Genomic DNA, 25424 nt, shown 5'->3' with positions numbered 1-25424 from the left:
AACCAGGCGGCATCATGCCAGCTGAAGGGCCGCCGCGCCAGTGCGCTACAGCAGGCGGAACGCCAGCGCCGCCACGATCGTCGGCGGCGTCGCCGCCAGCAGCAAACCGAGTGGATGCACGGCCGCGTGCTCGAAATGGCCGCGCAAAATCGCCATGCCGGCCGGATTCGGCGCATTCGCGATGACGGTCAGGCCACCGCCCGTCACGGCGCCCGTGACCAGCGCGTACTTGAAGCTGTCGGACAGGTTCTCGACCAGCGAACCGAGATAGGTGAGCGCGGCGTTGTCCGTCACGGCCGTCAGCGCCGTGGCGCCGAAGAACACGGCGTCGCTGCTCATGCTCATCAACAGCGGCTGCAACCACCACTGCTGCTGGCCGCCCAGCACCACCAGCCCGGCCAGGAAAAACGCCACCAGCAAGCCTTCGCGCAGGATCAGCCGGTCCTGGTGGCGGGCGTAGGCCTGGGCCACGCCGAGGAAAAACAGGAACAGGCCCATGAAGATCGCCGGATGGTGGGCGAACACCACCACGCCGACCAGGAAGGCCAGGTGCGCCAGCGTCAGCGGCGCCGGCACCGGCTCGCCGCCGGGGCCGCCAACGGCCAGCGGCAGCCGCGCCAGCTCCTTGCGGAATAGCAGCGCCGCGCCGGCGGCGTTGACGAACACCGCCAGCGCCGCCTTCCAGCCCAGCGTCGTCAGCATGAAGGACATGTCCCAGCCCCACTTGCCGGCCACCATCAGCACCGGCGGCGCGGCAAACGGCGTCAGCGTGCCGCCTATCGACACATTCACGAACAGCACGCCCAGCGTCGCGTACTTCAGCCGGGTGGAAATGCCGCGCCCGCACACGCCGTCCGACAGGATCAGCGCCCCCAGCGTCATCGCCGCCGGCTCCGTGATGAAAGAGCCGAGCAGCGGCACCAGGCCCAGCACGGCGACATAAAAGCCCATGCTGCCGGGCAGCGGGATCAGCCCGGCCAGCCGCTGCACGCCGGCCGTCGTGGCGCGCAGGATGGGCCGGGTGCCGGCGATGACCATGATGGCGAAGACAAACATCGGCTCGGTGAAATTGCGCCCGTCGATGTAGCCCGTGGCGGCCGCCGCGCCGTCGATGGCGAACATGGCCACCATCAGCACCAGCGCCCAGAAACCGAACACGACCTCGACCTCGCCCAGCAGGTGCCACAGGCCGGCATGGGCCGGCCTGCGGTGCGCCAGACGCTCGAAAAATTTGCTCGAAAAGGTGTGCAAGATGGCGACGGCAAACAGCGCCGCGCCGGTCAGTTGGATCGTCGTGGGGGTCAAGTGCTACTCCTGAGCGTATCGGGTTCAAGCATAGTGTACGACAGGCCGGGCGCGCCGCCCGCAAACCTTGTGCCACCTCAAACGGGCGCGCCGGCCATGGGGGGACTATTTCAATTCCAGCCGTGGCGCCAAGCAGCAACCGCCTGATGTAGGACGCCGCGTCAACCGCGCGGCGTCACGCCGCCTTTCCCCAGGAGAGACAATATGGACCAGAAAGTGATTGTGCCGGTCGAGGTCGAGGCCGTGCTCAGCAAATGTGCCTCGCAGCCCCCCATCAGCTACGTGCCGACGCCGTCGGCGCCGTACCGCCAGCACCGCAAAAACGTGCAACTGACGCAACAACCGGGCAAGCCGCGGCGCTTCCCCGTGCCGCCGGCCGAGCAGGCCGCCGTGCCGCTGGGTTCGCGCGTGCTGATCTGGAAGCAAGACCCGTCCGTCAGCGACCTGGGCACGCGCAAGGTCTTTCTGCCCGGCCTGGTGCTGCAGGGGCCGCGCGACGCCCGCGTCACCTTTGGCGAACCGGGCATCGCCCCCGTCAACCCGAACGCCTTCGGCGACTTCATCGTCTCGCCCAACACCGACCAGTTCGACGCCATCCACACCTACGCCGTCGTGCGCCTGACGCTCAGCATGTACCAGCGCGCGCTCGCCTCCGGCGGCAACGCCGCGCCCGTGCCGTGGCAATGGAACAGCGCCAGCAACACGGCGCCGCTGCGGGTGTTCCCGCACGGCCTGCCGAACGTCATGAACGCCTTCTACAGCCGCAACGACAAAGCCCTGAAATTCGGCGACTTCATCCCCAGCGGCGGCACCGAACGGGTGTTCACCTGCCGCTCCCTCGACATCGTCGCCCACGAGACGGGCCACGCCGTGCTCGACGGCCTGAAGCCGAAATGGCTGCTCAGCAGCAATCCGCCGCAGACGGGCGGCCTGCACGAAGCGTTCGGCGACCTGACGGCCATCTTCCTGGCCCTGTCCCAGCTCGACCAGGTGGAAGCCGTCATCGCCCAGACCAAGGCCAATTTGCACGACAAGACCTTCCTGGCCGACATGGCCGAACAGTTCGGCCTGGCGCTGGGCCGGGCCAACGGCTTGCGCAACGCCGACAACGACTTGAAGCTGTCGGAGGCGGGCAATGAGGTGCACGCGATCTCGCAAGTGTTCACCGGCGCCGTCTACGACATCCTGGCCGACATCTTCGCCTACGAACGCCGCCCCGCCGTCGAGGACGACGCGGCCGTGCTGCACCACGTCGGCGACTACCTGCGCGGCCTCGTGCTGCGCGCGCTCATCGGCGCGCCCGACATCGCCGCCACCTACGCCGACGTCGCCAACCAGATGCTGCTGATCGCCGCCGCCGACGGCAAGCCGGCGCAGTACCGCGACTTCATCCGCAACCAGTTCACGCTGCGCGAAGTGCTCAGCGGCGCCGCGTTGACAGGCGAGGCCGGCGCGCCGATGATGTTCCAGGCGCACATCACCGACCAGGCCGGCGCGCGCCAGGACCGGCGCGCCTGCTGCGGCACGATGAGCAGCGCCGAATACCTGGAGTCGGAGAACCTGTTCGACGAAGAGCGCGCGGCGCTGGCCGCCTGGTGCCGCGACTATGGCGGCAGCCTGCGCGGCAACGGCCACGCCGGAGCGGACCAGGGCGGCGACGCCCGCGGCGGCAATGGCGGCGCGGCGCGCTCCGGCGGCGCGCCGGTCCAGGGCGTGCGCGAAGAGTTGGGCTAAAAACCATGGAGCAAGCATGAAAATATCGGCATCGAGCGGCGGCGGCTTCGCCGGCCTGGGCGAACATTATGAAATCGACACGGCGGCCAGCGCCCGCGGCCGGGCGCTGGAGGCCGCGCTGGCCGACACGGGCTTTTTCGCCGCCCCGGCCGAGGCCGGCGACGAGGTGGTCGGCGCCGACCTGCCGCGCTGGCGCATCACCGTCAGCGCCGACGGATGCCAGCACACGGTCAGCTTCGTCGAGGACGGCAGCCCGGCCTGCGCCCGCTGGCAAAACCTGGTGGCGCAGATCCGCGCCGCCGCATAAGTCCGGCGCAGCGGCGCCGCGGCGCCGCCGGTTTTACCCGCCATCGGCCCGCAGCCCCCGTCCGAACGGGCGCGCGGGCCGCGCCGCGCCGGCAAATCCGGTTACAAAATGAATTTGCTTATATGTATTGTATATAAGTCCGATTTGTGAGAAATACCGAATTGCCTTAAAATACGGTGCTTTGCTTTAGTGAGCGCTGATGCAGTTTCCCCTTCCGGCGCTACAGCACCCCATATTGATAGGACTGTTATGACCCACGTTGTCACCGAATCCTGCATCGCCTGTCGCTACACCGACTGCGTCGATGTCTGCCCGGTTGATTGTTTCCGGGAAGGCCCGAATTTCCTGACCATCGACCCCGACGAATGCATCGATTGCGCGGTCTGCGTGGCGGAGTGCCCGGTCAACGCCATTTTCGCCGAAGAAGACGTGCCTGCCGACCAGCAGGCTTTCATCAAGATCAACGTCGATCTAGCACGCAACTGGCCTTCGATCACCAAGACCAAACCGGCACTGCCGGAAGCCGAGCAATTCAAAGACGTCAAGGAAAAAGCGCACCTGCTGGTGCGCTAACAGCGGGCCCGCGCTGTCGCAGCACGCGGACACAGGGATGGTTCTTTGATACTGCACGGTGCAAGGCAGCCGCTCGCGGCCGCCCTGCGCGGCGGTGCCGGCGCTGCTGTCCCATCAAAATCGTAAAAGACAGGAATCACATCGTATGAGTACTCCCAACATCATCGAAACCGATGCAGTCATCATCGGCGCCGGTCCCGTCGGACTGTTCCAGGTATTCGAGCTGGGCCTGCTGGAAATCAAGGCGCACATCATCGACTCGCTGCCGGCCGTGGGCGGCCAGTGCGTCGAACTCTATCCCGACAAGCCGATCTACGACATCCCGGCCGTGCCCGTGTGCACGGGCCAGGAACTGACCGACAACCTGCTCAAGCAGATCGAGCCGTTCGAACCGACCTTCCACCTGAACCAGGAAGTGACCCTGGTCGAGCGCCGCGAAGACGGCCGCTTCAACGTCGAAACGAGCGCCGGCACGCGCTTCCTGACCAAGACCATCTTCATCGCCGCCGGCGTCGGCTCGTTCCAGGCGCGCACGCTGAAGGTCGACGGCATCGAGGCTTTCGAGGGCTCGCAACTGTTCTACCGCGTCAAGCAGCCTGCCCTGTTCGACGGCAAAAACATCGTCATCTGCGGCGGCGGCGACTCGGCGCTGGACTGGGCCCTGAACTTCGTCGGCAAGGCCGAATCCGTGGTGCTGCTGCACCGCCGCGAAGACTTCCGCGCCGCCCCGGCGTCGGTGGCGAAGATGAAGGCCCTGTGCGACGAATACGAGATGCAGCTGATCATCGGCCAGGCCACCGGCTTTGAAACCAAGGACGGCCAGCTCAGCGAAATCAAGGTCACCGGCGCCGACGGCGTCACCCGCCGCCTGCCGCTGGACATGCTGCTGGTGTTCTTCGGCCTGTCGCCGAAACTCGGCCCGATCGCCGACTGGGGCCTGGACATCGAGCGCCGCCAACTGAAGGTCATGGACACGGAGAAATTCGAAACCAATGTGCCGGGCATCTTCGCCGTTGGCGACATCAACACCTATCCGGGCAAGAAAAAACTGATCCTGTCGGGCTTCCACGAAGCGGCGCTGGCCGCCTTCGGCGCCGCCCCCTACATCTTCCCGGACAAGAAAATCCACATGCAGTACACGACGACCTCGCCGAAGCTGCACAAGATTCTCGGCGTCGAAACCCCCGTCTTCGACTAAGATTCTGGCAAGACCAAAACGCAACACCGAAAGCAGCGGAAACGCTGCTTTTTTCCGTTTTGAGCGCATCATGGAGGTGCGGTGCTGCCGCTCCCCGGACGTGCAATTGCCATACGGAATTACAAACTGCTTTACGTCACGAACAATTATTCTATAATTGGATTATGATGTTTGGAGCTAAAACCGCGCCTGGCACCCTACGAGGAAACATTTATGCTCTACCAACTGCACGAAATGCAACGCTCCTTCCTCACTCCGGTGATGCAATGGGCCGACATTTCCTCCAAATTATTCACCAACCCGGTTTCCCCGTTGGCCCACACCCCCTTCTCGCAACGCATCGCGGCCGGCTACGAATTGATGTACCGGCTCGGTAAAGACTACGAGAAACCAAAATTCGACATCGACGCGGTGGAGGTCCAGGGCAAGAGCGTGGCCATCAGCGAGCACGTCGTCGTCGACAAAGCCTTCTGCCGCCTGCTGCACTTCAAGAAGGACGCGGGCGCGCCGGCGCAGCCGAAAGTGCTGCTGGTGGCGCCGCTGTCGGGCCACCATTCGACCCTGCTGCGCGACACCGTGCGCGGCCTGCTGGCCGAGCACGACGTCTACATCACCGACTGGACCGACGCCCGCATGGTGCCGGCCAGCGCCGGGCCCTTCCACCTGGACGACTACATTTTCTACGTGCAGGAATTCATCCGCCTGCTGGCGCCCGACCTGCACGTGATCTCCGTCTGCCAGCCGACGGTGCCGGTGCTGGCGGCGATCTCGCTGATGGCCTCGGCCAAAGACAAGAAAATGCCGAAGACCATGACGATGATGGGCGGACCGATCGACCCGCGCCGCTCGCCGACCCAGGTCAACAACCTGGCCACCGAAAAGAAGTTCTCGTGGTTCGAGAACACCGTCATCTACGCGGTGCCGCCGAACTATCCCGGCTTCGGCCGCAAGGTGTATCCGGGCTTTTTGCAGCACGCCGGCTTCATCGCCATGAACCCCGGTCGCCACGCGCAAAGCCACCGCGAGTTCTATATGCACCTGGTAACGGGCGATGACGAGCCGGCGGAAGGCCACCGCCAGTTCTACAACGAGTACAACGCGGTGCTCGACATGCCGGCGGAATACTATCTGGACACGATACGCACCGTGTTCCAGGAATTCAAGCTGCCGAAGGGAAGCTGGGAAGTGGGCGGCAAGCTGGTGCGCCCGCAAGACATCACCAACGTCGCCCTGTTCACCGTCGAGGGCGAGCTCGACGACATCTCCGGCGCCGGCCAGACCCAGGCCGCGCACGACCTGTGCAGCGGCATTCCGGCCGACATGCAGCGCGACTTCGTGGCGCCGAAATGCGGCCATTACGGCATCTTCTCGGGACGCCGCTGGCGCGAAGTGATCTGCCCGGAAATCAGCAAGTTCATCCGGCAGCACGGCTAGGCGCGAACCAGCCGGGGGGAACGCCCCCGGCCCGCGCCTGACTCCGCCTAAAAATCCAGCCCGGCCGGCGCCGACGCCGCGCCGGCGCGCTTCCAGTATTCGCGCTCCAGCTTGCCCAGATCGAGTTCCCTGGCCGCATCGTTGAAACGCTGCTGCTGCAGCAAGCCCTCGGGCGTGCGCCGGAAGCACATATGCACGGGCCGCTCCTTGAAGAAATGCTCCGCGATCGTGATGCGGGCCCGCTCGGCCTGGCTGAAATGCGTACTGAGCAACAAGTGCCGCAGCACGTGCTTTTCAATGACGATCACGCGAAACCGCTTCGTCAGCAACTTGCGCAGATTGGTGTCGTCGTTGACGCCCTCCTCCACGGCCAGCTCGCCGCTGCGGACCAGGGCGTCGAACTGCTCGCCGTTCGAATAGCCGGCCACCGTGCCGATCTTGGTGCCCTTCAGCTGCGCCAGCGTGGCCGCCTGCAGCGGCGCCTCCTTCAGATAGGCCAGCACCGTCAGGGTACTGCCGATGGGCGCGGAAAAATGGCACAGCCGCTCCCGCTCCGGGGTGCGCCAGACGGCCAGGAAACCGGCGTAGGCGGGATCGCTCAAGCCGAACTGCATGGTGCGCTTCCACGGGAAATAATCAACCCTGAAGCGGTAGCCGGCCCGCTCGAACGCGGCGCGCACCAGCGTGCCGGACAGGCCGTCGCCGGACAGCGCCGGCGAAACGAAAGGCGGCCAATCCTCGGCCGCGAAACGGATGGGACGCAGGGCGCCGCCGGACACCTCCGCCGCGCCCGCCGGCCAGGACAGCGCCAGGCAGGCGAGCAGACCGACCGTCCTGAAGTAACTCATTACCCAACTCCCAAAAACAGGACCGCAAGCGGCATGATCGTCTATAGTAATAATATCCTCCCATAAACAATCCTGATTTCAAAGTTGTTTGTCTGCATGCGATTATTCAATAGGGAAATAGTTTGGAAAATTGGCAGTTGCGCCACAGTCGCCCCGGACGGCGGCCGCCGCCCGCGCCTTGACGCGGGATTTTCCATCCCGCGCCCAGATATTGGATAATGGCGTTTTACCGTCTCGAAGACCACCGTGCCGCACCCAGACCAGCCCCCACTCGCCGACCAGATCGAAGACCTGCTGCCGCAGACGCAATGCACCAAATGCGGCTTCAACGGCTGCCGCCCCTACGCCGAGGCGATCGCCGCCGGCGCCGCCGACATCAACCAGTGTCCGCCCGGCGGCGCCGAGGGCATCGCGCGCCTGGCCGGCCTGCTGGGGCGCCCGGTCATCCCCCTGAACCCCGTCAACGGCTACGACCGGCCGCGCCCGGTCGCCTTCATCGACGAAGACCTGTGCATAGGCTGCACGCTGTGCATCCAGGCCTGTCCGGTCGACGCCATCATCGGCGCGGCCAAGCAAATGCACACCATCCTGCCGAGCCTGTGCACCGGCTGCGACCTGTGCGTGGCGCCCTGCCCGGTCGACTGCATCGTCATGTACCCGGTCAGCGGCGAGCGCAGCGGCTGGGACGCGTGGACGGCCGAACAGGCCGCCGCCGCGCGCGCGCGGCACGACTTCCGCACGCTGCGCCTGCAACGCGAACGGGCCGACAACGACGCCCGCCTGGCCGCCAAGGCCGTCGCGAAACTCCAGGCCGTCACGGCCGAACCGAGCAACACGCCCGAGGAAATCGCCGAGAAGGAGCGCAAGCGCGCCATCATCGCCGCGGCGATGGAAAGGGCCCGCGCCAAGGCCGCCGCGGCGAAAGGCGAGGCATGAACGCCGCCAAGCGCCTGGAAATCTTCACCCGCTTCCGCGCCGCCAACCCCAAGCCGGTGACGGAACTCGAATACAGCAGCCCCTTCGAACTGCTGATCGCCGTGCTGCTGTCGGCCCAGGCCACCGACGTCGGCGTCAACAAGGCCACGCGCCTGTTATACCCGGTGGCCAACACGCCGGCCGCCATCCTCGCGCTGGGACTCGACGAGCTGAAGGGCTACATCCAGACCATCGGCCTGTACCCGACCAAGGCGAAGAACGTCATCGCCACCTGCCGCATCCTCGTCGAGCAATACGGCGGCGAAGTGCCGCGCACGCGCGAGCAACTGGTCGAACTGCCCGGCGTCGGCCGCAAGACCGCCAACGTCGTGCTCAACACGGCCTTCGGCGAAGTGGCGATGGCCGTCGACACGCACATCTTCCGCGTCTCGAACCGCACCGGCATCGCGCCCGGCAAGAACGTCGACATCGTCGAACAGAAGCTGCTGAAGTTCGTACCCAAGGAATTCCTGCTCGACGCCCACCACTGGCTGATACTGCACGGACGCTACACCTGCACGGCGCGCAAGCCGCAATGCTGGAACTGCATGATCGCCGACCTGTGCGAGTACCGCGACAAAACCCCGGCGCCGGCCGAGCTGTGACATGGGCGCGCCGCACACCGAACAGCACTTCCAATCCAGCGCGCTGGTGCGGGACATCGTGATCGGTATGGCGGACGGCCTGACGGTGCCGTTCGCGCTGGCGGCCGGCATCAGCGGCGTGGCCGCCGGCATGCAACTCGTCGTCACGGCGGGCATCGCCGAAATCGCCGCCGGCTCGATCGCCATGGGCCTGGGCGGCTACCTGGCGGCCCACTCCGAGCGCCAGCACTACTACGCCGAACGCGCCCGCGAAGAACAGGAGATCCGCGACCTGCCAAGGCGCGAGCGGCGCGAAATCATCGACATCATGGCCCGCTACGGCGTCACACGCGAGGAATGCGCGCCGCTGCTGGCCGGCCTGGAGCGCGACCCGGCCGCCTGGCGCGACTTCATGATGCGCTTCGAGCTGGGACTGGAGGAACCGGACCGGACCGCCGCGAAGCGCAGCGCGCTGACCATCGCGCTGTCCTACATCGTCGGCGGCTTCATCCCGCTGTCGCCGTATATGCTGATGGAGGGGCCGCGCCAGGCCCTGCTGACATCGGCCGCCGTCACCCTCTGCGCGCTATGGATTTTCGGCTACCTGAAGGGGCGCTACAGCGGCACCGGCGCGCTGCGCTCGGCGCTGCAGACCCTGGGCGTCGGCGGCCTGGCGGCCGGCGCCGCCTTTTGCGTCGCGCGCTTGATCGCCTAGGCAGGCAATTGCATTTAATGTAATATTGAGGCACACACCAAACGAGGTCCAGCATGAAATTCGGCTACACCATCATCTACGTCCCCGACGTCGCGGCATCCCTGAGCTTTTATGAAACGGCCTTCGGCCTGGCGCGCCGCTTCCTGCACGAGTCCGGCCAATACGGCGAACTGGAGACGGGCGCGACGACGCTGGCGTTCGCCGCCCACGAACTGGGCGACATGAACTTCCCGGGCGGCCACGTCCGCGCCGACGCCTCGGCGCAGGCGCTGGGCATGGAAATCGCCCTCGTCACGGACGACGTCGAGGCGGCGCACCGCGCGGCGCTGGCCGCCGGCGCCAGCGAAATGGCCGCGCCCGCCACCAAGCCCTGGGGCCAGACCGTCTCCTACCTGCGCTGCCCGGACGGCAGCCTGGTGGAGCTGTGCACGCCCATGGCGGGCTGAGGTCGCGGCGCCCATCCCGGGGGGCTGGTCCCGCTTGCATGTCCGCTCAGCACAAAATGGAAGATCGACCATGAAAAATAGCGCAGACCGCGTCGCCGCCCTGCTCGACGACATCCGCACCCTCGACCCGGCGCTCTACGACGTGGTCCAGGCCGTGCGCGCCACCGTGCGCGAGGTCGCCGCCGACGCCACCGAGGGCGTCATGTACGGCGGCATCATGTTCGCCGCCGACAAGCATTTCTGCGGCGTGTTCGCCTACAAGGAACACGTCTCCCTCGAATTCGGCAAGGGCTGCGACCTCGACGATCCGCTGCGACTGCTGGAAGGCAGCGGCAAGCTGCGCCGCCACCTCAAACTGCGCAGCGCCGCCGAGCTGCAAGAGAAACGCGTGCGCGACTACGTGACACAAGCCTACAGCAACGCCAACCCGGCCGGGGCCGGCGCATAGGGCCGCCCCTTAGAGCAAGACCATATTGTCCCGGTGCACCAGCTCCGGGCCTTCCATGAAGCCCAGAATCGCCTCGATCTCCGCCGACGGCCGGCGCATGATGCGGCGCGCCTCGGCGCTCGTGTAATTCGACAGGCCGCGGGCGACCGGCTCGCCGGCCGCGCCGATGCAGGTGATGACGGCGCCGCGGCCGAACTCGCCCCTGACCTCGGTGACGCCGATCGGCAGCAGCGACTTGCCCTCCCGCGTCAGCTTCTGCACGGCGCCGGCGTCCAGCACCACCATGCCGGCCGTGTGCAAATGGTCCGTCATCCACTGCTTGCGCGCCGTCAGGTGGCCCGTCTGCGCCGTCAGCTCGGTGCCGATGGCCTCGCCGCCGGCCAGACGCGTCAGCACGTCGCTGTCGCGGCCCCAGGCGATGATGGTGTGCGCGCCCGACTTGGCGGCGCGCTTGGCCGCCAGGATCTTCGTCAGCATGCCGCCGCGGCCGATGCTGCTGCCGGCGCCGCCGGCCATCGCCTCCAGCGCCGGATCGCCGGCCTGCGCCTGCGTGATCAGATAGGCTTGCGGGTCCTTGCGCGGATCGGCCGAGAACAGGCCGTGCTGGTCGGTCAGGATGATCAAGGCGTCGGCCTCGATCAAGTTCGCCACCAGCGCGCCCAGCGTGTCGTTGTCGCCGAACTTGATCTCGTCGGTGACGACCGTGTCGTTCTCGTTGATGATGGGCACCACGCCGAAGCGCAGCAAGGTCGTCAGCGTCGAGCGCGCGTTCAGGTAGCGCTCGCGGTCGGCCAGGTCGGCGTGGGTCAGCAAGACCTGCGCCGTGCCCAGGCCATGGGCGCGGAAGCTGGTTTCATAGATTTGCGCCAGGCCCATCTGGCCGACGGCGGCGCAAGCCTGCAATTCGTGGATATCCGTGGGGCGGCGCTCGAAACCGAGGCGCAGCATGCCCTCGGCGACGGCGCCGGAGCTGACCAGCACGACCTCCTTGCCCAGCGCGCGCAAGGCGGCGATCTGCACGGCCCAGCGGGCGATGGCGGCGTGGTCCAGGCCGCGGCCGTCGTTGGTGACCAGCGAGGAGCCGACCTTGATGATGATGCGTGTGGCTTTTTGAATGACGGAATTCATGGTGCGGCGGCTCTTATCTCAAGACGCGGGGCGCAACGCCGGCAGGCCGGGCCACCCCGCACATGACAAACAAAAAACCCGGGCAAGCCGCGGGGCCGCGCGCACACGGCCGGGCGCTTGCGCCAGGACGAACATTGCTGTGACATCGCCGCGGCAGGCTGTGCGCCGGGCATCGCGCCAACGGGGCCGCGCCCGCGATAGCGGGCCGGCCCCGGCGTGGGCGGGCGGCGGTAGCCGCCCACCCCAAGAGTGTTGCATGAATAGACGCCCGAGGCAAACCGCCGGGGCGGGCCGCCGCTGTCGGCGCGGCGGCCGGAGCCTCAGTCGAGGATCTTGAAACGCGGATCGTCCGGGTCGATCGAGGAAATGCCGCGCGCCTCTTCCGTCATCTGGGTTTCCTCGGCGCGGCTTTCGCTGTGCTTCTTCTCTTCCAGATGCTGATAGATCGCGTTGACCAATTCCGGGCAACCGTTGTGGTTCAGCGCCGAAATCTCGAACACCGGCCCCTTCCAGGCGAAACGCTTGAGGAAATCCTTGACGAGCTTCTTGCGCTCCTCTTCCGGCACCATGTCGAGCTTGTTGAGCACGAGCCAGCGCGGCTTGTCGACCAGCGACTCGTCGTACTTCTTCAACTCCTTGACCAGCGCCTTCGCCTCCTTGACGGGATCGACGTTGGTCTCGAACGGCGCCAGGTCGACGATGTGCAGCAGCAAACCGGTGCGCTGCAGGTGGCGCAGGAACTGGTGGCCCAGGCCGGCGCCTTCGGAAGCGCCCTCGATCAAGCCGGGAATGTCGGCGATCACAAAGCTCTTCTCGTGCGACACGCGGACCACGCCCAGGTTAGGGTGCAAGGTGGTGAACGGATAGTCGGCGATCTTCGGACGGGCGTTCGAGACGGCCGAAATGAAGGTCGACTTGCCGGCGTTCGGCATGCCCAGCAGGCCGACGTCGGCCAGCACCTTCAACTCCAGGCGCAGCTCGCGCCGCTCGCCCTCCTTGCCCTCGCCCTTTTGGCGCGGCGCGCGGTTGGTCGACGACTTGAAATGGATGTTGCCCCAGCCGCCCTCGCCGCCCTTGGCCAGCAATTCGATCTGGCCGTGCTCGGTCAAGTCGGCGATGATCTCGCCGCTGGCATTGTCGACGATCAGCGTGCCGACCGGCATGCGCAGGTGGATGTCGTCCGCGCCCTTGCCGTAGCAATCGGCGCCGCGGCCCGGCTCGCCGTTTTTGGCCTTGTGCATTTTGGAAAAACGGAAATCGACCAGCGTGTTGATGTTGCGGTCCGCGACAGCCCAAATGGTGCCGCCCTTGCCGCCGTCACCGCCGTCGGGGCCGCCGAAGGGCCTAAATTTCTCACGACAGAAAGAGGCGCAGCCATTGCCGCCATCGCCAGCGATGACTTCGATTTTTGCTTCGTCGATAAACTTCATAATTTGCCGCCATAAAACTAAAAAGGCCCTACCTGGGGCAGAGCCTTTCGATTGAAGGCTTGCGCCTTACATGATGCGAATACGCGAAGTATTACGCTGGTACTGCTTCGTTCGGAACAACGGTAACGAACTGGTGCGACTTGGCGCCCTTGATAACGAACTTCACCTTGCCGGCGATCAGCGCGAACAGGGTGTGGTCCTTGCCCATGCCTACGCCTTCGCCGGCGCGCACTGGGGTGCCGCGTTGACGAATGATGATGCCGCCAGCATTGATCGTTTGGCCGCCGTAAACCTTGACGCCCAGGCGTTTTGATTCTGAATCACGGCCGTTGCGCGTTGTGCCGCCACCTTTTTTATGTGCCATTTAAAACTCCTTGATAGCTGATTATGAATTCAAGCAGCGGCTTAGCCGTTGATCGAAACGATTTGGATTTCGGTAAAATTCTGGCGATGGCCCTGATGCTTTTGGTAGTGCTTACGACGACGCATCTTGAAAATTTTGACCTTATCATGGCGACCATGCGCCACAACCGTAACCAGTACCGTTGCACCTTCGACCAATGGGGCACCAAACTTGATGGTGTCGCCCGCACCTACTGCGAGTACTTGATCGATGGTGATTTCGGAACCAATGTCTGCCGGTATCTGTTCTACTTTAAGTTTTTCGCCAGCGACAACTTTGTATTGTTTGCCACCGGTTTTTATGACCGCGTACATGATTTGAAACCTCATCAAATGTTGAAAGAATTCTCTCTGGGCCCAGCCAGGCAAGCCGTGCAAGGTCAGGAGGACTGGCGATTATACACGGACTGAGAAATGCCGTCAAAAACTATTCACAAACCCCGGCCGGCGTGGTATGTCGACACGCCGGACAGGGCGGCAAGGGGGGCAAAAACCCGCCGCGGGTAAAGGAAACGCAAAACAAGGGGCTGGCGGCCGCGGCAATAAGCACAGCGCCCCTGGGCATGTCGTATAATCGCGGCACCTAACGTCTATTGCAGGTTCGCCTTGTCTGCCGCTAACAAAACCGCCACCCAGAACACCATCGCCCTCTCGATCGCCGCCGACATGGAGGCCGTCAACACCGTGATCCGGCAAAAACTGCACTCCGAGGTCAGCCTCGTGAACCAGATTGCCGAATACATCATCAGCGCCGGCGGCAAACGCATCCGCCCCGTGCTGGTGCTGCTGGTGGCCAACGCCTACTCCTACCGGGGCACGGCCCACCACGAACTGGCGGCCGTCGTCGAATTCATCCACACGGCCACGCTGCTGCACGACGACGTCGTCGACGAATCGTCGATGCGGCGCGGGCGCCAGACGGCCAACGCCCTGTTCGGCAACGCCGCCTCGGTGCTGGTGGGCGACTTCCTGTACTCGCGCTCCTTCCAGATGATGGTCACGCTCGACAATATGCGCGTGATGCAAATCCTCTCCGACGCCACCAACGTCATCGCCGAAGGCGAAGTGCTGCAACTGCTCAACATGCACGACCCCGACGTCAACCAGGAACGCTACCTGCAGGTCATCCGCTCGAAAACGGCCAAGCTGTTCGAGGCGGCCGCGCAACTGGGCGCCCTGATCTCCGGCGCCAGCGACGCCGACATCGACGCGGCCGGCGAATACGGCCGCTCGCTGGGCACGGCCTTCCAACTGATAGACGACGTGCTCGACTACGCCGGCGACGCCGCGGAAATCGGCAAGAACGTCGGCGACGACCTGCGCGAAGGCAAACCGACGCTGCCGCTGATCTACCTGATGGAAAACGGCACGCCGGAACAACGCGAACTGGTACGCAGCTGCATCGAAAAAGGCGACGAACAACACTTCGACGCCATCCTGGCGGCCGTCACCAGCAGCGGCGCGCTCGACTATACGCGGCGCGCGGCGGAAGCGGCGGCGCGGCGCGCGGCCGAAGCCGTCGCCGGCCTGCCCGAAAGCCAGTACAAGCAAGCCCTGCTGCAACTGTGCGTCTTCGCCGTCGACCGCAACCACTAACACCGACAGCGCCGGACAGCCGGGGACAGACCACGATTTTCGAGAAACATTTCTCGGAAATCGTGGTCTGTCCCCGGCTTTTTTATTGCGGCAAAATATCGAGCACCAGCTCGGACGGGCGGCACAGGCGCACGCCCTTCTCGGTGACGACGAAGGGGCGGTTGATCAGAATCGGATGGGCCAGCATCGCGTCGAGCAGCGCCTCGTCCGAATGGGCATCGGCCAGGCCCAGCTCGGCGTACAACTCGCCCTTCTCGCGCAGCGCGCCGCGCACGGTCAGGCCGGCACGCGCGATCAAATCCATCAAGGTGTCGCGCGACGGCGGATTCTTGAGGTAATCAACAATCTCCGGCTCGACGCCGGCGTTGCGGATCAGCGCCAGCGTATTGCGCGACGTGCCGCAGGCGGCGTTGTGATAGATCGTAATAGTCATGATTTATACCTTTGCTTCATACCAGGGTTGGGAGCGCTTAACGACGGCGACCGCCAGCAGCATGAGCGGCACCTCAATCAGCGCGCCGACCACCGTTGCCGGCGCCGCGCCAAATTGAAAGCCGAACAGGCTGATGGCCGTCGCCGCGGCCAGCTCGAAAAAAATTAGAGGCGCCGATCAGGCTCGACGGCCTGGCCAGCATCGCGATCACTCGGCTTGACCAACCAATTGACGCCCAAGGTCACGGCGATGCCGCGCCACTGGCGTCTCACCTGCGCCAGCGCGGCGAAATCAATCTTGGCGAGCATCGGAACAATCATCGCCCAAATCAGCGCACCGAGGGGAAAATGCACGCGCGCCAGCTCCGGCTGCGCGACCGCCCGAAACAGACCCGGCGTGGAAAGGGCCGGCTTCATGGCTGCCCCTCCCCGGCGCCGCAAGCGGGTGCGCAAGGCTTCCCGCCGCAACAATTCTCCGTCAAAAATGCCAACAAACCATTCATCGCCGCGAAATCAGCCGAATAAATAATCGACCGCCCGGCCTTGGTCGACGTCACCAAATTCGCGTGTGCCAACTCCTTCAAATGAAACGACAGCGACGATGGCGCGATATCGAGCGCCTCGGCGATCCTCGTGGCTGCCAGCCCGGCGGGGCCGGCCTGCACCAGCAGGCGGAACACAGCCAAGCGCGACGCCTGCGCCAGCGCGGCCAAGGAAACAATTGCGGCAGAAGATTCCATATTTCGATAATAATCAAAATATCATTTAGTTGCAATCCCCCCTGGGGTCAGGTCTAGACATGGCGGTTTGTGCAGAAAAAGAACCATGCCGGGGCTGTGTCCACTCAAAACCAGGCAGAAAAACCGCCATGTCTAGACCTGACCCCAAAGTTGCTGCTGGAAACCGTTGTATCCAGCAGCAGTGTTGGCGCCGCGTCAAGCGGGTGGCGGTTGAAAAATGGCCGCATATCTGCTGTAATTCATGTATCAGTCGGGGTGTGGCTCAGCCCGGTAGAGCGCTGCGTTCGGGACGCAGAGGCCGGAGGTTCGAATCCTCTCACCCCGACCAAAAATTATCTTATAAATTTCACTAAACGCATCTACAATCAAATGGGACTTGGCACATACCTACTCTTACGCGACGAATGTAACATGTATTTAGCTGACGCTTAATCAGGCAATATCAAGGGGCTATCGGCCTTGCGCTACATGCGGCGGTCGGGGCATGGTTAAACTACTTGGCGGAATAAGTTGTCAAAATCGTGACAAACACCTGCCCGTGATTGACCTTACCGGCTCGCATTCCATGCCGACGTGCTCGCGCTACATGCAAATGGCAAAGGCGGAAAGGCGTCTCAGGTAAGTCTATACCGAGCAGGAAGATGTCTCAGAAGTACCACATCAACTCTCATGAGACGCAAAAGTCGTCTCGTTGGCAGCAACTCGCATCGGTGTCCCCCTACGGAACAATTCGTCTATCGGTAATGTTTGCCACCGACCAGAAGTGAACAGCGCATTGGAATATCAGAAAGTTTCCGACAATTCGGGTTTCTAGATGTAGTTGGGTGGCGGGGCTTGCCGGCAACATAGAATCTCGACACCAAGGAGCGAAGCATTAATGAGACTCGATCAAGCGGCAAACGAGGAAATCGGACGAATCCTGAACGGAGCAAACAATTCGCAAGATGGGGCTATTGCGCACCTCGCAAGTGCTGCCGGCCGCGCAGCGGAATCACTCGTTTATCTCGCTAAGATAGATGATCTTCGCTTCAAGGACCTCTGGCCTGACGATGAATTCCATAACGATGTCGTCGACGATAGTCATGTTCACTGGGCGGCGGCAGGAGCTCTGACAAGCCTAGACCTTTGTATCGCGGCCGCCGCGAGACTCGGTGGATTCGCCCACCGGGGCCATGGCGAAGATGACATCCGGGCCTACTATAGTGTTAATGTCAGCTCTGGAAAGGTCACGGACAAGCGGGGCCTTGTAAAGTCGCCGTGGCGTGCTTGGATTGACGGCGTTGTCGACGACAAGCGATACAAAACGCTTCTCCGTGTCCGCAACGCGCTTGTCCATGCCGATGCTTTTCGAATCATTCATGCTACAACGGACCCGCTCGTGGGTCATTCGTTGCGTTATGGATACAAGATAGGGCCACTGATTCAGCCGATGCAACCGTCCTCACACCTCACAATCACGGCAAGAGAATTCATCGAGCTTGCGCGCGATATTTCGCTAGACCATGTCAGCGCATTCGTAACGGTCTTGAAGACAATCCCTAGATAAGAACCTGCACAAATCTCGCTGCGCGCGCCCGCATTTAACCAAGACGCCTTGCACCGTTGCGCAGGGCGCTTTTTTTTCGACCACAATGCAGGCCCCGGTTAACCAAACGCGAGACATACCCATGCTTGAAATTTCCGCCCCGGTTGCCACTGTCATCGCTTCGTTTGTCGGCGTGATCGTCGCGACCCTAACGGCAGTCGTCACTTATGCGACCACCAAGAAGCGCGAGCGAGAGGCCGAGATACGCAAGGAGAAGCTTGAGCATTACAAGGAATTCATGACCAGCCTGAGCGGCGTGATTTTGGGAGAGGACACGCCGGACGGACAGCGCGCCTTTTCACGGGCCTGCAACAAGCTCAACCTCGTCGCGCCGTACGCCGTCATTGTTGCTTTACAGGGCTTCCAGCAAGAGATAAAAGTCACCAATTCGAACGGCACCCGCGAGCGCCACGACGAGCTAATGTCGGCGCTCATTCACTCGATGCGGAAAGATTTGGGGCTGAATGCGAAGAATGAGAGCGATAGCTTGGTCTTTGGACTGTGGGCCTCTGGCGTGCAACCCGATGGCAAAAAAACGAAGAGATAGCGGAAGCTTGGCGGGCGACCGCACGCACACCAGCGGACGCAGCGCGGACGAATTAGCGCACGGCCAGCGGTTGCGACGTGGCAGCACCAAACGAATTTGGCAATAAAATTTGGCAAAAATCAGAACCATGGCGCCAACTGAAATTTAGTCTTTTAAAAACAACGACATAGAAAATTTAAAGTTTACGTTCGGGACGCAGAGGCCGGAGGTTCGAATCCTCTCACCCCGACCATTCCCGCTCGGATGGCCGGTTTTCGATCCAGCCCCCTCGAATCTGCGCCAGCTCGGGCGTCAGCGCGAACACCGCCGAACAGGCACCGGAACCGCCCTGGAGCAGACGGTCCCGGCCCCGCCAACCATCCCCTCACCCGCCATACAGGGGCGCCGCCGGCCGCATCCGCATCGCCACCCACACGTGCCGCGCGACGGCGCACGAGGCGATCGCCGACGTTGCGGCAAGCGCGATCAGCAGGGGCCAGTAGCCGATCGGCGCGCGTTCGACGTAGAACGACAGATAGCGCTGCACCACCACGCCGGCCAGCGGCAGGGCCAGCACCGCCGACACCAGCGTGAGCCCGCCAATCTCCCGGGCGACGAGCAGGCCGATGTCGGCGCGGCCGGCGCCGTGCAGCATGCGCAAGACGATTTCCTTCGCCCGCCGCTGCACCGTGTACGCCGACAGCACATAGGTGCCGAAGGCGGCGATGGCCAGCGCGATGCCCGTGGCAATGGCCAGCAGCTTGGCCATGCGCGCGTCCTCCGCATAGTTGGCCGCGAGGATATCCGCGGCCCGGTGCATAGACAGGATCGAATCGGGGAAGTACCTGGGCCACAGCGCCTGGATGCGCGCTTCCAGCTGCGCCAGCGGTTCCCTTGCGCGCACGCTGAGCGTCGTGCCGGCGGTCCAGAGCTCATAGGCCACCGCGTGCGGCGCCTCGCGCAGCGAGCCGAAGCGCAATTCCGGCACGATGCCGACCACGCGCTTATGCAACACCTTGCCGTCGAATCCCGTGAACAGCACCTCCTCGCCCAGCGCCGCCTCGGACGTGGCGAAGCCCAGTTCACGCGCCGCGATGGCGTTCAGCACCAGTGGCACGGGATCGTCTTCCCTGTCGATGCGCGGGTCGAACAGTCGCCCCGATTCGGCGCGGAGCCCGTACTGCTCGAAAAAGTTCGCGCTGACCGACTTCATGTCCATCGCAGCGCTGGCGCCGCTGGGGCGCTTCATGTCGCGCATCCACGCCACCCGGTGGCGCCCGACGGCGTCCTCGGAAATCGCCACCCCGGCGCCGCCTGCCTGCGCCGACAGGGCCGCGATGAAGTTGCGCGCCACCGCGCTGTGCCTGACCGGCTCCGGCAAGTCCACGATCAGCATGCTCGCGGCATCGAACCCCGCTGAAACCCGCATGGCGAAGTGGGTCTGCCATGCGATGCCCAGCGTCAGGCTGGCAAAGCTCATCGCGGTAGCCAGTTGCAGCACGGTCAGCACACGCCGCAAGTACATGCCCTGCCGCGACTCCGTCTCCGGCTTGCCGCCGCCCAGCGCCTGCCCCGGATGCACACGGATGGCGATCCAGGCGGGATAGGCGGCCGCCAGCGCGCCCAGCATGGCGCCGATGGCCATGGCCATGGCAATATTCGACGCCGTCAGCAGGCTGTCCAGCTTGCGGTGCACCAGTTCGGAAAAAATCGGCAGCGCCAGCCAGGCGAGCATCAGGCCCAGCCCGGTCGCCAGCAGCGCAACGAGCATCGACTCGGCAAGCAACTGCAGGACGATCTGCGGCACGCCCGCGCCCAGTACCTTGCGGATGGCGACCTCGCGCTGGCGCCGCACTATCCTGACCGCCGCCAGGTTCACGTAATTGATCGAGGCCAGCGCGAGTATCAGCACGGCGATGGCGGCCAGCGCGGCGACAACCAGCGGATTGGCCCGGTCGCCGGGCGCCGCGATATGGTTGCCCGCCACCTTGGTGTCGAAGTAGGCGTCGCGCAGCGGCGCCAGTTCCAGCTCCATGACTTTGCGCTTGCCCAGCCGCTGCTTGATCTCGGGCGGCTGGTTCTGTATCCCCGGCGTGCGGTCCACCACCTGCTGCAGGGCTTCGCCGATCGCCGGCGGCGAGGCGCCGGGCCGCACGCGGACGAGCAGCTTGCCCCACCAGCCCCGGCGTCCGCTGAGCAGCTCGTCGCGCATTTCCTCGTCCACCAGGACCGAGTTCACGCCAACCAGCGCTTGGAATGGAATGGTGGTGTTCTGTTGCGGCGTGTTCAAGACTGCGCCTACGCGCAGCAACTTGCCTTCCGCCTGCATGGTTTTGCCCAGCGCTTCCGGCGTGCCGAAGAGGCGCCGCGCCGCCTCTTCGCTGATGACAACGCTGTCCGGCTGTTCCAGCGCGAGCTTCAAGTTGCCCCGCAGCGCCGTCAATCCGAGCATTTCCGTGAATCCCGGCAGCACCGTCAGGCCGGGCAGACTGCGCAGTTGTCCGTCGATCTTCACCGTCAGGCCGTTGCCCTCGGGGCGGGTGGGAATGTAGCCCGTGACGCTGGCCACGCCGGGCGCCGTGGCTGCCGCGGCCCGCAACAGCAGCGGCACCTGGTCGAACGACGGCGCCGAGGGGTCGACGTTGAAGCGCTGCTTCACCACGTAGACGCTGTCGACGCCGGGCACATGCGCATTGTATTGCAGCGAATAACGCACGAAGCCCAGCAACAACAGCGCCGCCGCCAGCCCGACGCCCAGCCCCACGACCACGACCAGCGAATATGCCGGCTCTTGCACAAGCGTGCGCCAGCCGACGCGGAAATTACGCAAGGTCATGACGGCTCCCTGAGCAGCCAGTCTGCGGCGCGGCGGATGCGGCCATCGCCGCTCCGGAAAATTTTGCAATCCTTCTGAAGCTGAAACATGCTGGTCCTTTGGTGGAGTAAAGGGCAATGCCAGTTGGCGGAGCAATCTGCGCCGACATCGGTATATTCATCAACGCAACATGAGAAAAACAGCAATTTTTATGCCACGCTAAAATGCGCCGCACGGCGCCTCCTTGCGGCGCAAACAGTCCGCAATCGGACAGCGCAATTGTGCGGTTCCGAACACGCCGCGCCATAGCGGCGCGGCAGCGGCGGCAGCGCATCGCGATAATTTAAAGACATCATTGACAGCCTCGCACAGGCAGTATATTCTTGCCAAATGTTTTCAATAAGACAATTGAAAATTATTACGCTATAACTGTTGTTTGCCGGTTCCATTCTATTTAGTTTCAATCAAAACAGCATTTACCTCTTGCTATTCATCCGATATATTAAATGGCGGAAATGAATCTGGATGACCCGCCGGCACCGCGTCCGCGCCCGCATCCAGCCTGTGCGGGAAGTGCATACCGTGTTGACGAGCGGGCGGCCGACTCCCTTGATACGAATTACTATTTTGGGAGCCCATCTGATGGCGAACCATTTTAATTTCCAGCAAAAACGGATGGCGGCACTGGTCGCGGGGGCCTGTCTGCTGATGTCCAACGCGGCGGCGAACGGCGTCTGCCCGGCCGCCAGCGGCGGCATCATCACCGTGGACAATTTGGCCGTGATGCAAACCTGCACGCTGGGCTCGGGCGACAGCCTCAATGTGACGGCAAGCGGCAGCATCACCGTTGCGGTAATCAATACGCCCAACAGCGGCGTCGTCGTCAACAGCGGCGTGACGGCCAATGCCATCACCAATGCCGGCACCATCGATCCGGTGGCGGTGGGCATCAACGTCGAGGGAGCGCTGATCGGCGGCATCGGCAATACCGGCACCATCGCCTCGACCGGCAGCGGCGCCGCGATCCGCCTGTTCGGCGCCAATGTCGGCGGCGCCATCAGCAACGGCCCGCTAGGACATATTAGCGCCGCAAATGGCGCGGCGATCCTGATCAACGGAGGTTCCCTGCTGGGCGGCATCAGCAACGCCGCCGGCGGCGAGATCACCTCGGCCGGCAACGCAGCGGCCATCGACATCAGCAACGGCGCGCAAATCGGCGGCGGCATCGTCAACCACGGACATGTCGGCAGGGCCGCGGGACAAAATGGCACAGGCATCAAGGTGAGCGGCAGCTCGACCGTCAACGGCGACATCGTCAACGGCGGCGCGCTCGACGTCAGCAGCGGCTTTACCCCGCTGGTCATCGACGCCAGCACGGTGACGGGCACGATCAGCAACAGCGGCACCATCGTCGGCGCCAACAATGGCATAGAGGTGCAAAGCAATTCCACCGTCAATGCGATCGCCAACGCGGCGGGCGGCAACATCGCCACCGACTATGACGCGATCGCCGTCTCCTATTCCATCATCGGCAACGGCATCGGCAACGCCGGCACGCTGCAAGGCCAGCATGGCATTCAAGGCAACAGCGCGACGATCAGCGCCGGCGGCATCCTCAACGACACGACCGGGGCCATCCACGCCGAAACCGGCATCAAGCTGGGCAGCTCCAGCATCACCGGCGACATCGTCAACCGCGGCTTGATCGACGGCGCCGAGGGCGCCATCGTGCTGGAAAGCAGCACCGCGCTGACCGGCAACATCAGCAACACCGGCACCGCCACGGCCGCCGAGGATGTCATCTGGCTCGACAACGCCACCATGACCGGCAACATCAGCAACAGCGCCATCATCACCAGCGGCGGCGGCAACGGCATCGCCTTGTTGAACAACGCCAGCGCGGCGGCCGTCAGCAACGCCGTCGGCGGCACCATCACGGCCAGCGGCGGCAGCGCGATCAAGATCAACAACAGTACAGTGGCGAACGGCATCGCCAATGCCGGCACCCTGTCCGGCCTGCGCGGCATCTTGCTCAGCAACGGCGCCAACGTCCTCGCCGCCGGCATCGCCAACCAGGCCGGCGCCACCATCACCAGCACGGACGCCGGCATTTCGGTGGCCGATTCGACGCTGCACGGCGGCATCAGCAATGCCGGCACCATCAACGGCGGCGCCAGCGGCATCGCCGTGTCGGGCAGCAGCGTCATCGACGGCGGCATCGCCAACAGCGGCGCGATAGGCGGCACGACGGCGCTGAACCTGGCCAACACCGGCAGCGCCTTCATGGTGAACAATAGCGGCGCACTGAACGGCGCGGTCGCCCTGGGCATCAATTCCCTGACGATACTCGGCAGCAGCGCCAGCATCGCCGGCAACGTCACGGGCGGCGCCGGCAGCGTCGTCAATATCGGCACCGACGCCGCCCATCCGGCCGCCCTGGCGCCCGCCGCCAATTTCTCCGGCCTGAGCCAGTTCAACATCCGCGAGGGCGGCACCCTGCACTCGCGCAACGGCCTGGCCATCGGCGCGACGACCATGAGCAACGCCGGCATCCTGTCGATCGCCGCCGGCCACACCGTCAACCTGACGGGCGACTATGTCCAGGCCGCCAGCGGCGTATTCCGCGTCGGCCTGTCCTCCGCCACCAACTACGGCAAGCTGCTGGTGACTGGCAACGCCAACCTGTCGGCCAGCAGCAAGATCGACGTCGACGTCAGCGACGCGCCGGTCCTGGCCAACGGCACCGTGATTCCCGGCGTCATCCAGGCCGGCGGCACGCTGACCACCGCCAGCACGATACCCGTCACCGACAACAGTTTCCTGTTCGATTTGACCGGCGTGCAAAACGGCAAGGCTCTCGACCTGGTCATCGTTGCGGCAGTCACGCCGACACCCACCCCGACGCCGACGCCCACTCCAACACCTACGCCGACGCCCACCCCGACACCTACGCCGACGCCCACTCCAACGCCAACGCCTACGCCTACTCCAACGCCAACGCCAACGCCGACGCCGACGCCGACGCCGACGCCCACTCCAACACCAACGCCAACGCCGACGCCAACGCCCGTACCGGGCAATAGCGCCACGAGCGCCGTGGCCTCCAGCGGCAACGCCCCCGGCACCGGCGCCGCGCAAGTGTTCGACCGTCTGATCGCCGGCGGCACCAGCGGCGACATGGGCCAGGTCATCACGGCCCTGGGCAAGCTGGCGACCGCGAAGGAAGTGTCCGACGCCGTCAGCCAGACCCTGCCGCTGGCGACCGGCGGCACCGCCGCGTCCGTGGCCAGCACGATGAATCTGACTGACCGCGTGGTGCAAGCCCGCATCGAGTCGAACCGCGGCCTGTCCGCCGGCGACGACAGCGTCACCGAGCGCAATGCCTGGGTCAAGCCCTTCGGCGCCTGGGCCCGGCAAAGCGCGCGCGGCGGCGTGGCCGGCTACAAGGCCGACAGCGGCGGCATCATCGTCGGCGCGGACGGCGCCGCCACGGCGAAGGACCGCGTCGGCGCCGCCTTCACCTATGCCAGAACCAATCTGGACGGCGACGGCGTGACGCCGCAGTCGGCCGACATCGACATGCTGCAACTGATGGCCTACGGCAGCCACAACCTCGACCCCGGCACCGACATCAGCTGGCAAATCGACGTCGGCGCCAACAAGACCACGGGTAGCCGCGTCATCCGCTTCGGCGGCCTGGAGCGCCTCGCCCACAGCGCTTACCGGGGCCTGAGCCTGCATATCGGCTCCGGCATCGGCCGGGTCATCACGCTCAACGAGCAAAGCAATGTCACGCCCTCGCTGCGTGTCGACTACACGACGGTCAGGAACAATGCCTACACGGAGACGGGCGCCGGCGCCTTGAACCTGAGTGTGGACGCGCAAACGGCGAAACAGCTGATCCTGTACGCGGACGCGCGCCTGAACCATTCGCCGTCGCAGGAACTGACGCTGTCGGCCAACTTCGGCGTCGGCTACGACTTCCTGGCCAAGCAAACGGCCGTGGTGGCAAGCTTTGTCGGCGGCGGCCCGGCATTCGAAACCCGCGGCTTGGAGGCGACGAAGGTCTTCGTCCGGGCCGGCGCCGGCCTGACCCTATTGCGCGGCAAGGGCATGGAAGTGACGGCCCGCTACGACGCCGAGGCCCACCGCTCCTTCCTGAACCAAAGCCTGTCGCTGAAACTGCGCAAGGAATTCTAAGCG

At 64.4% G+C, this 25424-nt stretch carries 22 protein-coding genes, 1 tRNA gene and 2 pseudogenes; 15 read left to right on the top strand and 10 right to left on the bottom strand.

Going from position 1 to position 25424, the window contains the following annotated elements; genetic code table 11:
• Nucleotides 1–45 precede the first annotated feature (45 nt).
• On the bottom strand, nucleotides 46–1305 hold the full coding sequence (locus OIK44_RS06430) for a putative Na+/H+ antiporter (RefSeq protein ID WP_273669906.1): 1260 nt from the start codon (nucleotides 1303–1305) through the stop codon (nucleotides 46–48).
• Nucleotides 1306–1509: 204 nt separating this feature from the next.
• On the opposite strand from OIK44_RS06430, the gene OIK44_RS06425 reads away from it, so the two are divergent.
• The 5 genes from OIK44_RS06425 (at nucleotide 1510) to OIK44_RS06405 (ending at nucleotide 6551) form a co-directional block, all read left to right on the top strand.
• Nucleotides 1510–3039, top strand: coding sequence for a gluzincin family metallopeptidase (locus OIK44_RS06425; RefSeq protein ID WP_273669905.1), 1530 nt, complete (start codon nucleotides 1510–1512; stop codon nucleotides 3037–3039).
• Between the two features lie 16 nt (nucleotides 3040–3055).
• The gene (locus tag OIK44_RS06420) at nucleotides 3056–3346 is read left to right on the top strand and encodes a protealysin inhibitor emfourin (RefSeq protein WP_273669904.1); all 291 of its coding nucleotides are present in this window, start codon (nucleotides 3056–3058) and stop codon (nucleotides 3344–3346) included.
• A gap of 249 nt (nucleotides 3347–3595) precedes the next feature.
• Nucleotides 3596–3919: a ferredoxin FdxA gene (fdxA, locus tag OIK44_RS06415; RefSeq protein ID WP_273669903.1), complete on the top strand. Its 324-nt coding sequence runs from the start codon at nucleotides 3596–3598 to the stop codon at nucleotides 3917–3919.
• A gap of 145 nt (nucleotides 3920–4064) precedes the next feature.
• Nucleotides 4065–5117, top strand: coding sequence for an NAD(P)/FAD-dependent oxidoreductase (locus tag OIK44_RS06410; protein ID WP_273669902.1), 1053 nt, complete (start codon nucleotides 4065–4067; stop codon nucleotides 5115–5117).
• Nucleotides 5118–5330: 213 nt separating this feature from the next.
• Nucleotides 5331–6551, top strand: a complete 1221-nt coding sequence (locus OIK44_RS06405; RefSeq protein WP_273669901.1) for a polyhydroxyalkanoate depolymerase — start codon at nucleotides 5331–5333, stop codon at nucleotides 6549–6551.
• A gap of 47 nt (nucleotides 6552–6598) precedes the next feature.
• Here OIK44_RS06405 and OIK44_RS06400 read toward each other — a convergent pair whose 3' ends face one another.
• Nucleotides 6599–7399 (bottom strand): substrate-binding periplasmic protein, encoded by an 801-nt coding sequence (locus OIK44_RS06400; RefSeq protein WP_273669900.1) that lies wholly within the window; start codon nucleotides 7397–7399, stop codon nucleotides 6599–6601.
• A 246-nt stretch (nucleotides 7400–7645) separates the two neighbouring features.
• On the opposite strand from OIK44_RS06400, the gene rsxB reads away from it, so the two are divergent.
• The 5 genes from rsxB to OIK44_RS06375 all read left to right on the top strand — a co-directional run bounded on the left by rsxB (nucleotide 7646) and on the right by OIK44_RS06375 (nucleotide 10567).
• Nucleotides 7646–8335 carry an electron transport complex subunit RsxB gene (gene rsxB, locus OIK44_RS06395; RefSeq protein WP_273669899.1) on the top strand — a complete coding sequence of 230 codons (690 nt, stop codon included), beginning with the start codon at nucleotides 7646–7648 and terminating at the stop codon, nucleotides 8333–8335.
• Nucleotides 8332–8979, top strand: a complete 648-nt coding sequence (gene nth, locus OIK44_RS06390; RefSeq protein WP_273669898.1) for an endonuclease III — start codon at nucleotides 8332–8334, stop codon at nucleotides 8977–8979. Before rsxB ends, nth begins: the two co-directional genes overlap by 4 nt.
• A 1-nt stretch (nucleotide 8980) precedes the next feature.
• A complete protein-coding gene (locus OIK44_RS06385; protein WP_273669897.1) occupies nucleotides 8981–9673 on the top strand; it encodes a VIT1/CCC1 transporter family protein in 693 nt (230 codons plus the stop codon).
• 53 nt (nucleotides 9674–9726) lie between these two features.
• Nucleotides 9727–10119, top strand: coding sequence for a VOC family protein (locus tag OIK44_RS06380; protein ID WP_273669896.1), 393 nt, complete (start codon nucleotides 9727–9729; stop codon nucleotides 10117–10119).
• Between the two features lie 70 nt (nucleotides 10120–10189).
• Nucleotides 10190–10567: a DUF1801 domain-containing protein gene (locus OIK44_RS06375; RefSeq protein ID WP_273669895.1), complete on the top strand. Its 378-nt coding sequence runs from the start codon at nucleotides 10190–10192 to the stop codon at nucleotides 10565–10567.
• Between the two features lie 9 nt (nucleotides 10568–10576).
• Here OIK44_RS06375 and proB read toward each other — a convergent pair whose 3' ends face one another.
• The 4 genes from proB to rplU all read right to left on the bottom strand — a co-directional run bounded on the left by proB (nucleotide 10577) and on the right by rplU (nucleotide 13842).
• Complete coding sequence (gene proB / locus OIK44_RS06370; RefSeq protein WP_273669894.1) at nucleotides 10577–11695, bottom strand: glutamate 5-kinase; 1119 nt, start codon at nucleotides 11693–11695, stop codon at nucleotides 10577–10579.
• A gap of 320 nt (nucleotides 11696–12015) precedes the next feature.
• The gene (obgE, locus tag OIK44_RS06365; protein WP_273669893.1) at nucleotides 12016–13125 is read right to left on the bottom strand and encodes a GTPase ObgE; all 1110 of its coding nucleotides are present in this window, start codon (nucleotides 13123–13125) and stop codon (nucleotides 12016–12018) included.
• Between the two features lie 91 nt (nucleotides 13126–13216).
• The gene (gene rpmA, locus OIK44_RS06360; RefSeq protein WP_273669892.1) at nucleotides 13217–13489 is read right to left on the bottom strand and encodes a 50S ribosomal protein L27; all 273 of its coding nucleotides are present in this window, start codon (nucleotides 13487–13489) and stop codon (nucleotides 13217–13219) included.
• Between the two features lie 41 nt (nucleotides 13490–13530).
• Nucleotides 13531–13842, bottom strand: a complete 312-nt coding sequence (gene rplU / locus OIK44_RS06355; protein ID WP_038500602.1) for a 50S ribosomal protein L21 — start codon at nucleotides 13840–13842, stop codon at nucleotides 13531–13533.
• 291 nt (nucleotides 13843–14133) lie between these two features.
• Between rplU and ispB the strand changes: the two genes are divergently transcribed.
• A complete protein-coding gene (gene ispB, locus OIK44_RS06350; protein WP_273669891.1) occupies nucleotides 14134–15123 on the top strand; it encodes an octaprenyl diphosphate synthase in 990 nt (329 codons plus the stop codon).
• 88 nt (nucleotides 15124–15211) lie between these two features.
• On the opposite strand, the pseudogene arsC reads toward ispB, so the two are convergent.
• The 3 genes and pseudogenes from arsC to OIK44_RS06335 all read right to left on the bottom strand — a co-directional run.
• Nucleotides 15212–15556, bottom strand: a pseudogene (gene arsC / locus OIK44_RS06345) (arsenate reductase (glutaredoxin)); the annotation flags it as partial.
• A gap of 3 nt (nucleotides 15557–15559) precedes the next feature.
• Nucleotides 15560–15951, bottom strand: a pseudogene (locus OIK44_RS06340) (hypothetical protein); the annotation flags it as partial.
• 17 nt (nucleotides 15952–15968) lie between these two features.
• Nucleotides 15969–16295 (bottom strand): ArsR/SmtB family transcription factor, encoded by a 327-nt coding sequence (locus OIK44_RS06335; RefSeq protein WP_273669890.1) that lies wholly within the window; start codon nucleotides 16293–16295, stop codon nucleotides 15969–15971.
• Between the two features lie 251 nt (nucleotides 16296–16546).
• Here OIK44_RS06335 and OIK44_RS06330 point away from each other — a divergent pair.
• From OIK44_RS06330 to OIK44_RS06320, 3 genes are all read left to right on the top strand, one after another.
• Nucleotides 16547–16623, top strand: a tRNA-Pro gene (locus OIK44_RS06330).
• A gap of 549 nt (nucleotides 16624–17172) precedes the next feature.
• On the top strand, nucleotides 17173–17841 hold the full coding sequence (locus tag OIK44_RS06325; RefSeq protein WP_273669889.1) for a hypothetical protein: 669 nt from the start codon (nucleotides 17173–17175) through the stop codon (nucleotides 17839–17841).
• A 121-nt stretch (nucleotides 17842–17962) separates the two neighbouring features.
• Nucleotides 17963–18427: a hypothetical protein gene (locus tag OIK44_RS06320; RefSeq protein WP_273669888.1), complete on the top strand. Its 465-nt coding sequence runs from the start codon at nucleotides 17963–17965 to the stop codon at nucleotides 18425–18427.
• A 364-nt stretch (nucleotides 18428–18791) separates the two neighbouring features.
• On the opposite strand, the gene OIK44_RS06315 is transcribed toward OIK44_RS06320, so the two are convergent.
• Nucleotides 18792–21242: an ABC transporter permease gene (locus OIK44_RS06315; RefSeq protein ID WP_273669887.1), complete on the bottom strand. Its 2451-nt coding sequence runs from the start codon at nucleotides 21240–21242 to the stop codon at nucleotides 18792–18794.
• 621 nt (nucleotides 21243–21863) lie between these two features.
• On the opposite strand from OIK44_RS06315, the gene OIK44_RS06310 reads away from it, so the two are divergent.
• Complete coding sequence (locus OIK44_RS06310; protein WP_273669886.1) at nucleotides 21864–25421, top strand: autotransporter family protein; 3558 nt, start codon at nucleotides 21864–21866, stop codon at nucleotides 25419–25421.
• Nucleotides 25422–25424: the final 3 nt, after the last annotated feature.

It is taken from the genome of Janthinobacterium fluminis, assembly GCF_028595325.1.
Classification (GTDB): Bacteria; Pseudomonadota; Gammaproteobacteria; order Burkholderiales; family Burkholderiaceae_D; genus Janthinobacterium; species Janthinobacterium fluminis.
Note: the sequence above shows the minus strand (reverse complement) of the source record. Positions and strands in the feature narration are given on the sequence as shown.

Bases quoted from the DNA above. Each gene is read 5' to 3' on its own strand.
- OIK44_RS06425 (WP_273669905.1), top strand. From the start codon at position 1,510: ATGGACCAGAAAGTGATTGTGCCGGTCGAGGTCGAGGCCGTGCTCAGC.
- OIK44_RS06420 (WP_273669904.1), top strand. From the start codon at position 3,056: ATGAAAATATCGGCATCGAGCGGCGGCGGCTTCGCCGGCCTGGGCGAA.
- fdxA (WP_273669903.1), top strand. From the start codon at position 3,596: ATGACCCACGTTGTCACCGAATCCTGCATCGCCTGTCGCTACACCGAC.
- OIK44_RS06410 (WP_273669902.1), top strand. From the start codon at position 4,065: ATGAGTACTCCCAACATCATCGAAACCGATGCAGTCATCATCGGCGCC.
- OIK44_RS06405 (WP_273669901.1), top strand. From the start codon at position 5,331: ATGCTCTACCAACTGCACGAAATGCAACGCTCCTTCCTCACTCCGGTG.
- OIK44_RS06400 (WP_273669900.1), bottom strand. From the start codon at position 7,399: ATGAGTTACTTCAGGACGGTCGGTCTGCTCGCCTGCCTGGCGCTGTCC.
- nth (WP_273669898.1), top strand. From the start codon at position 8,332: ATGAACGCCGCCAAGCGCCTGGAAATCTTCACCCGCTTCCGCGCCGCC.
- OIK44_RS06385 (WP_273669897.1), top strand. From the start codon at position 8,981: ATGGGCGCGCCGCACACCGAACAGCACTTCCAATCCAGCGCGCTGGTG.
- OIK44_RS06380 (WP_273669896.1), top strand. From the start codon at position 9,727: ATGAAATTCGGCTACACCATCATCTACGTCCCCGACGTCGCGGCATCC.
- OIK44_RS06375 (WP_273669895.1), top strand. From the start codon at position 10,190: ATGAAAAATAGCGCAGACCGCGTCGCCGCCCTGCTCGACGACATCCGC.
- proB (WP_273669894.1), bottom strand. From the start codon at position 11,695: ATGAATTCCGTCATTCAAAAAGCCACACGCATCATCATCAAGGTCGGC.
- obgE (WP_273669893.1), bottom strand. From the start codon at position 13,125: ATGAAGTTTATCGACGAAGCAAAAATCGAAGTCATCGCTGGCGATGGC.
- rpmA (WP_273669892.1), bottom strand. From the start codon at position 13,489: ATGGCACATAAAAAAGGTGGCGGCACAACGCGCAACGGCCGTGATTCA.
- rplU (WP_038500602.1), bottom strand. From the start codon at position 13,842: ATGTACGCGGTCATAAAAACCGGTGGCAAACAATACAAAGTTGTCGCT.
- OIK44_RS06335 (WP_273669890.1), bottom strand. From the start codon at position 16,295: ATGGAATCTTCTGCCGCAATTGTTTCCTTGGCCGCGCTGGCGCAGGCG.
- OIK44_RS06325 (WP_273669889.1), top strand. From the start codon at position 17,173: ATGAGACTCGATCAAGCGGCAAACGAGGAAATCGGACGAATCCTGAAC.
- OIK44_RS06320 (WP_273669888.1), top strand. From the start codon at position 17,963: ATGCTTGAAATTTCCGCCCCGGTTGCCACTGTCATCGCTTCGTTTGTC.
- OIK44_RS06315 (WP_273669887.1), bottom strand. From the start codon at position 21,242: ATGACCTTGCGTAATTTCCGCGTCGGCTGGCGCACGCTTGTGCAAGAG.
- OIK44_RS06310 (WP_273669886.1), top strand. From the start codon at position 21,864: ATGGCGAACCATTTTAATTTCCAGCAAAAACGGATGGCGGCACTGGTC.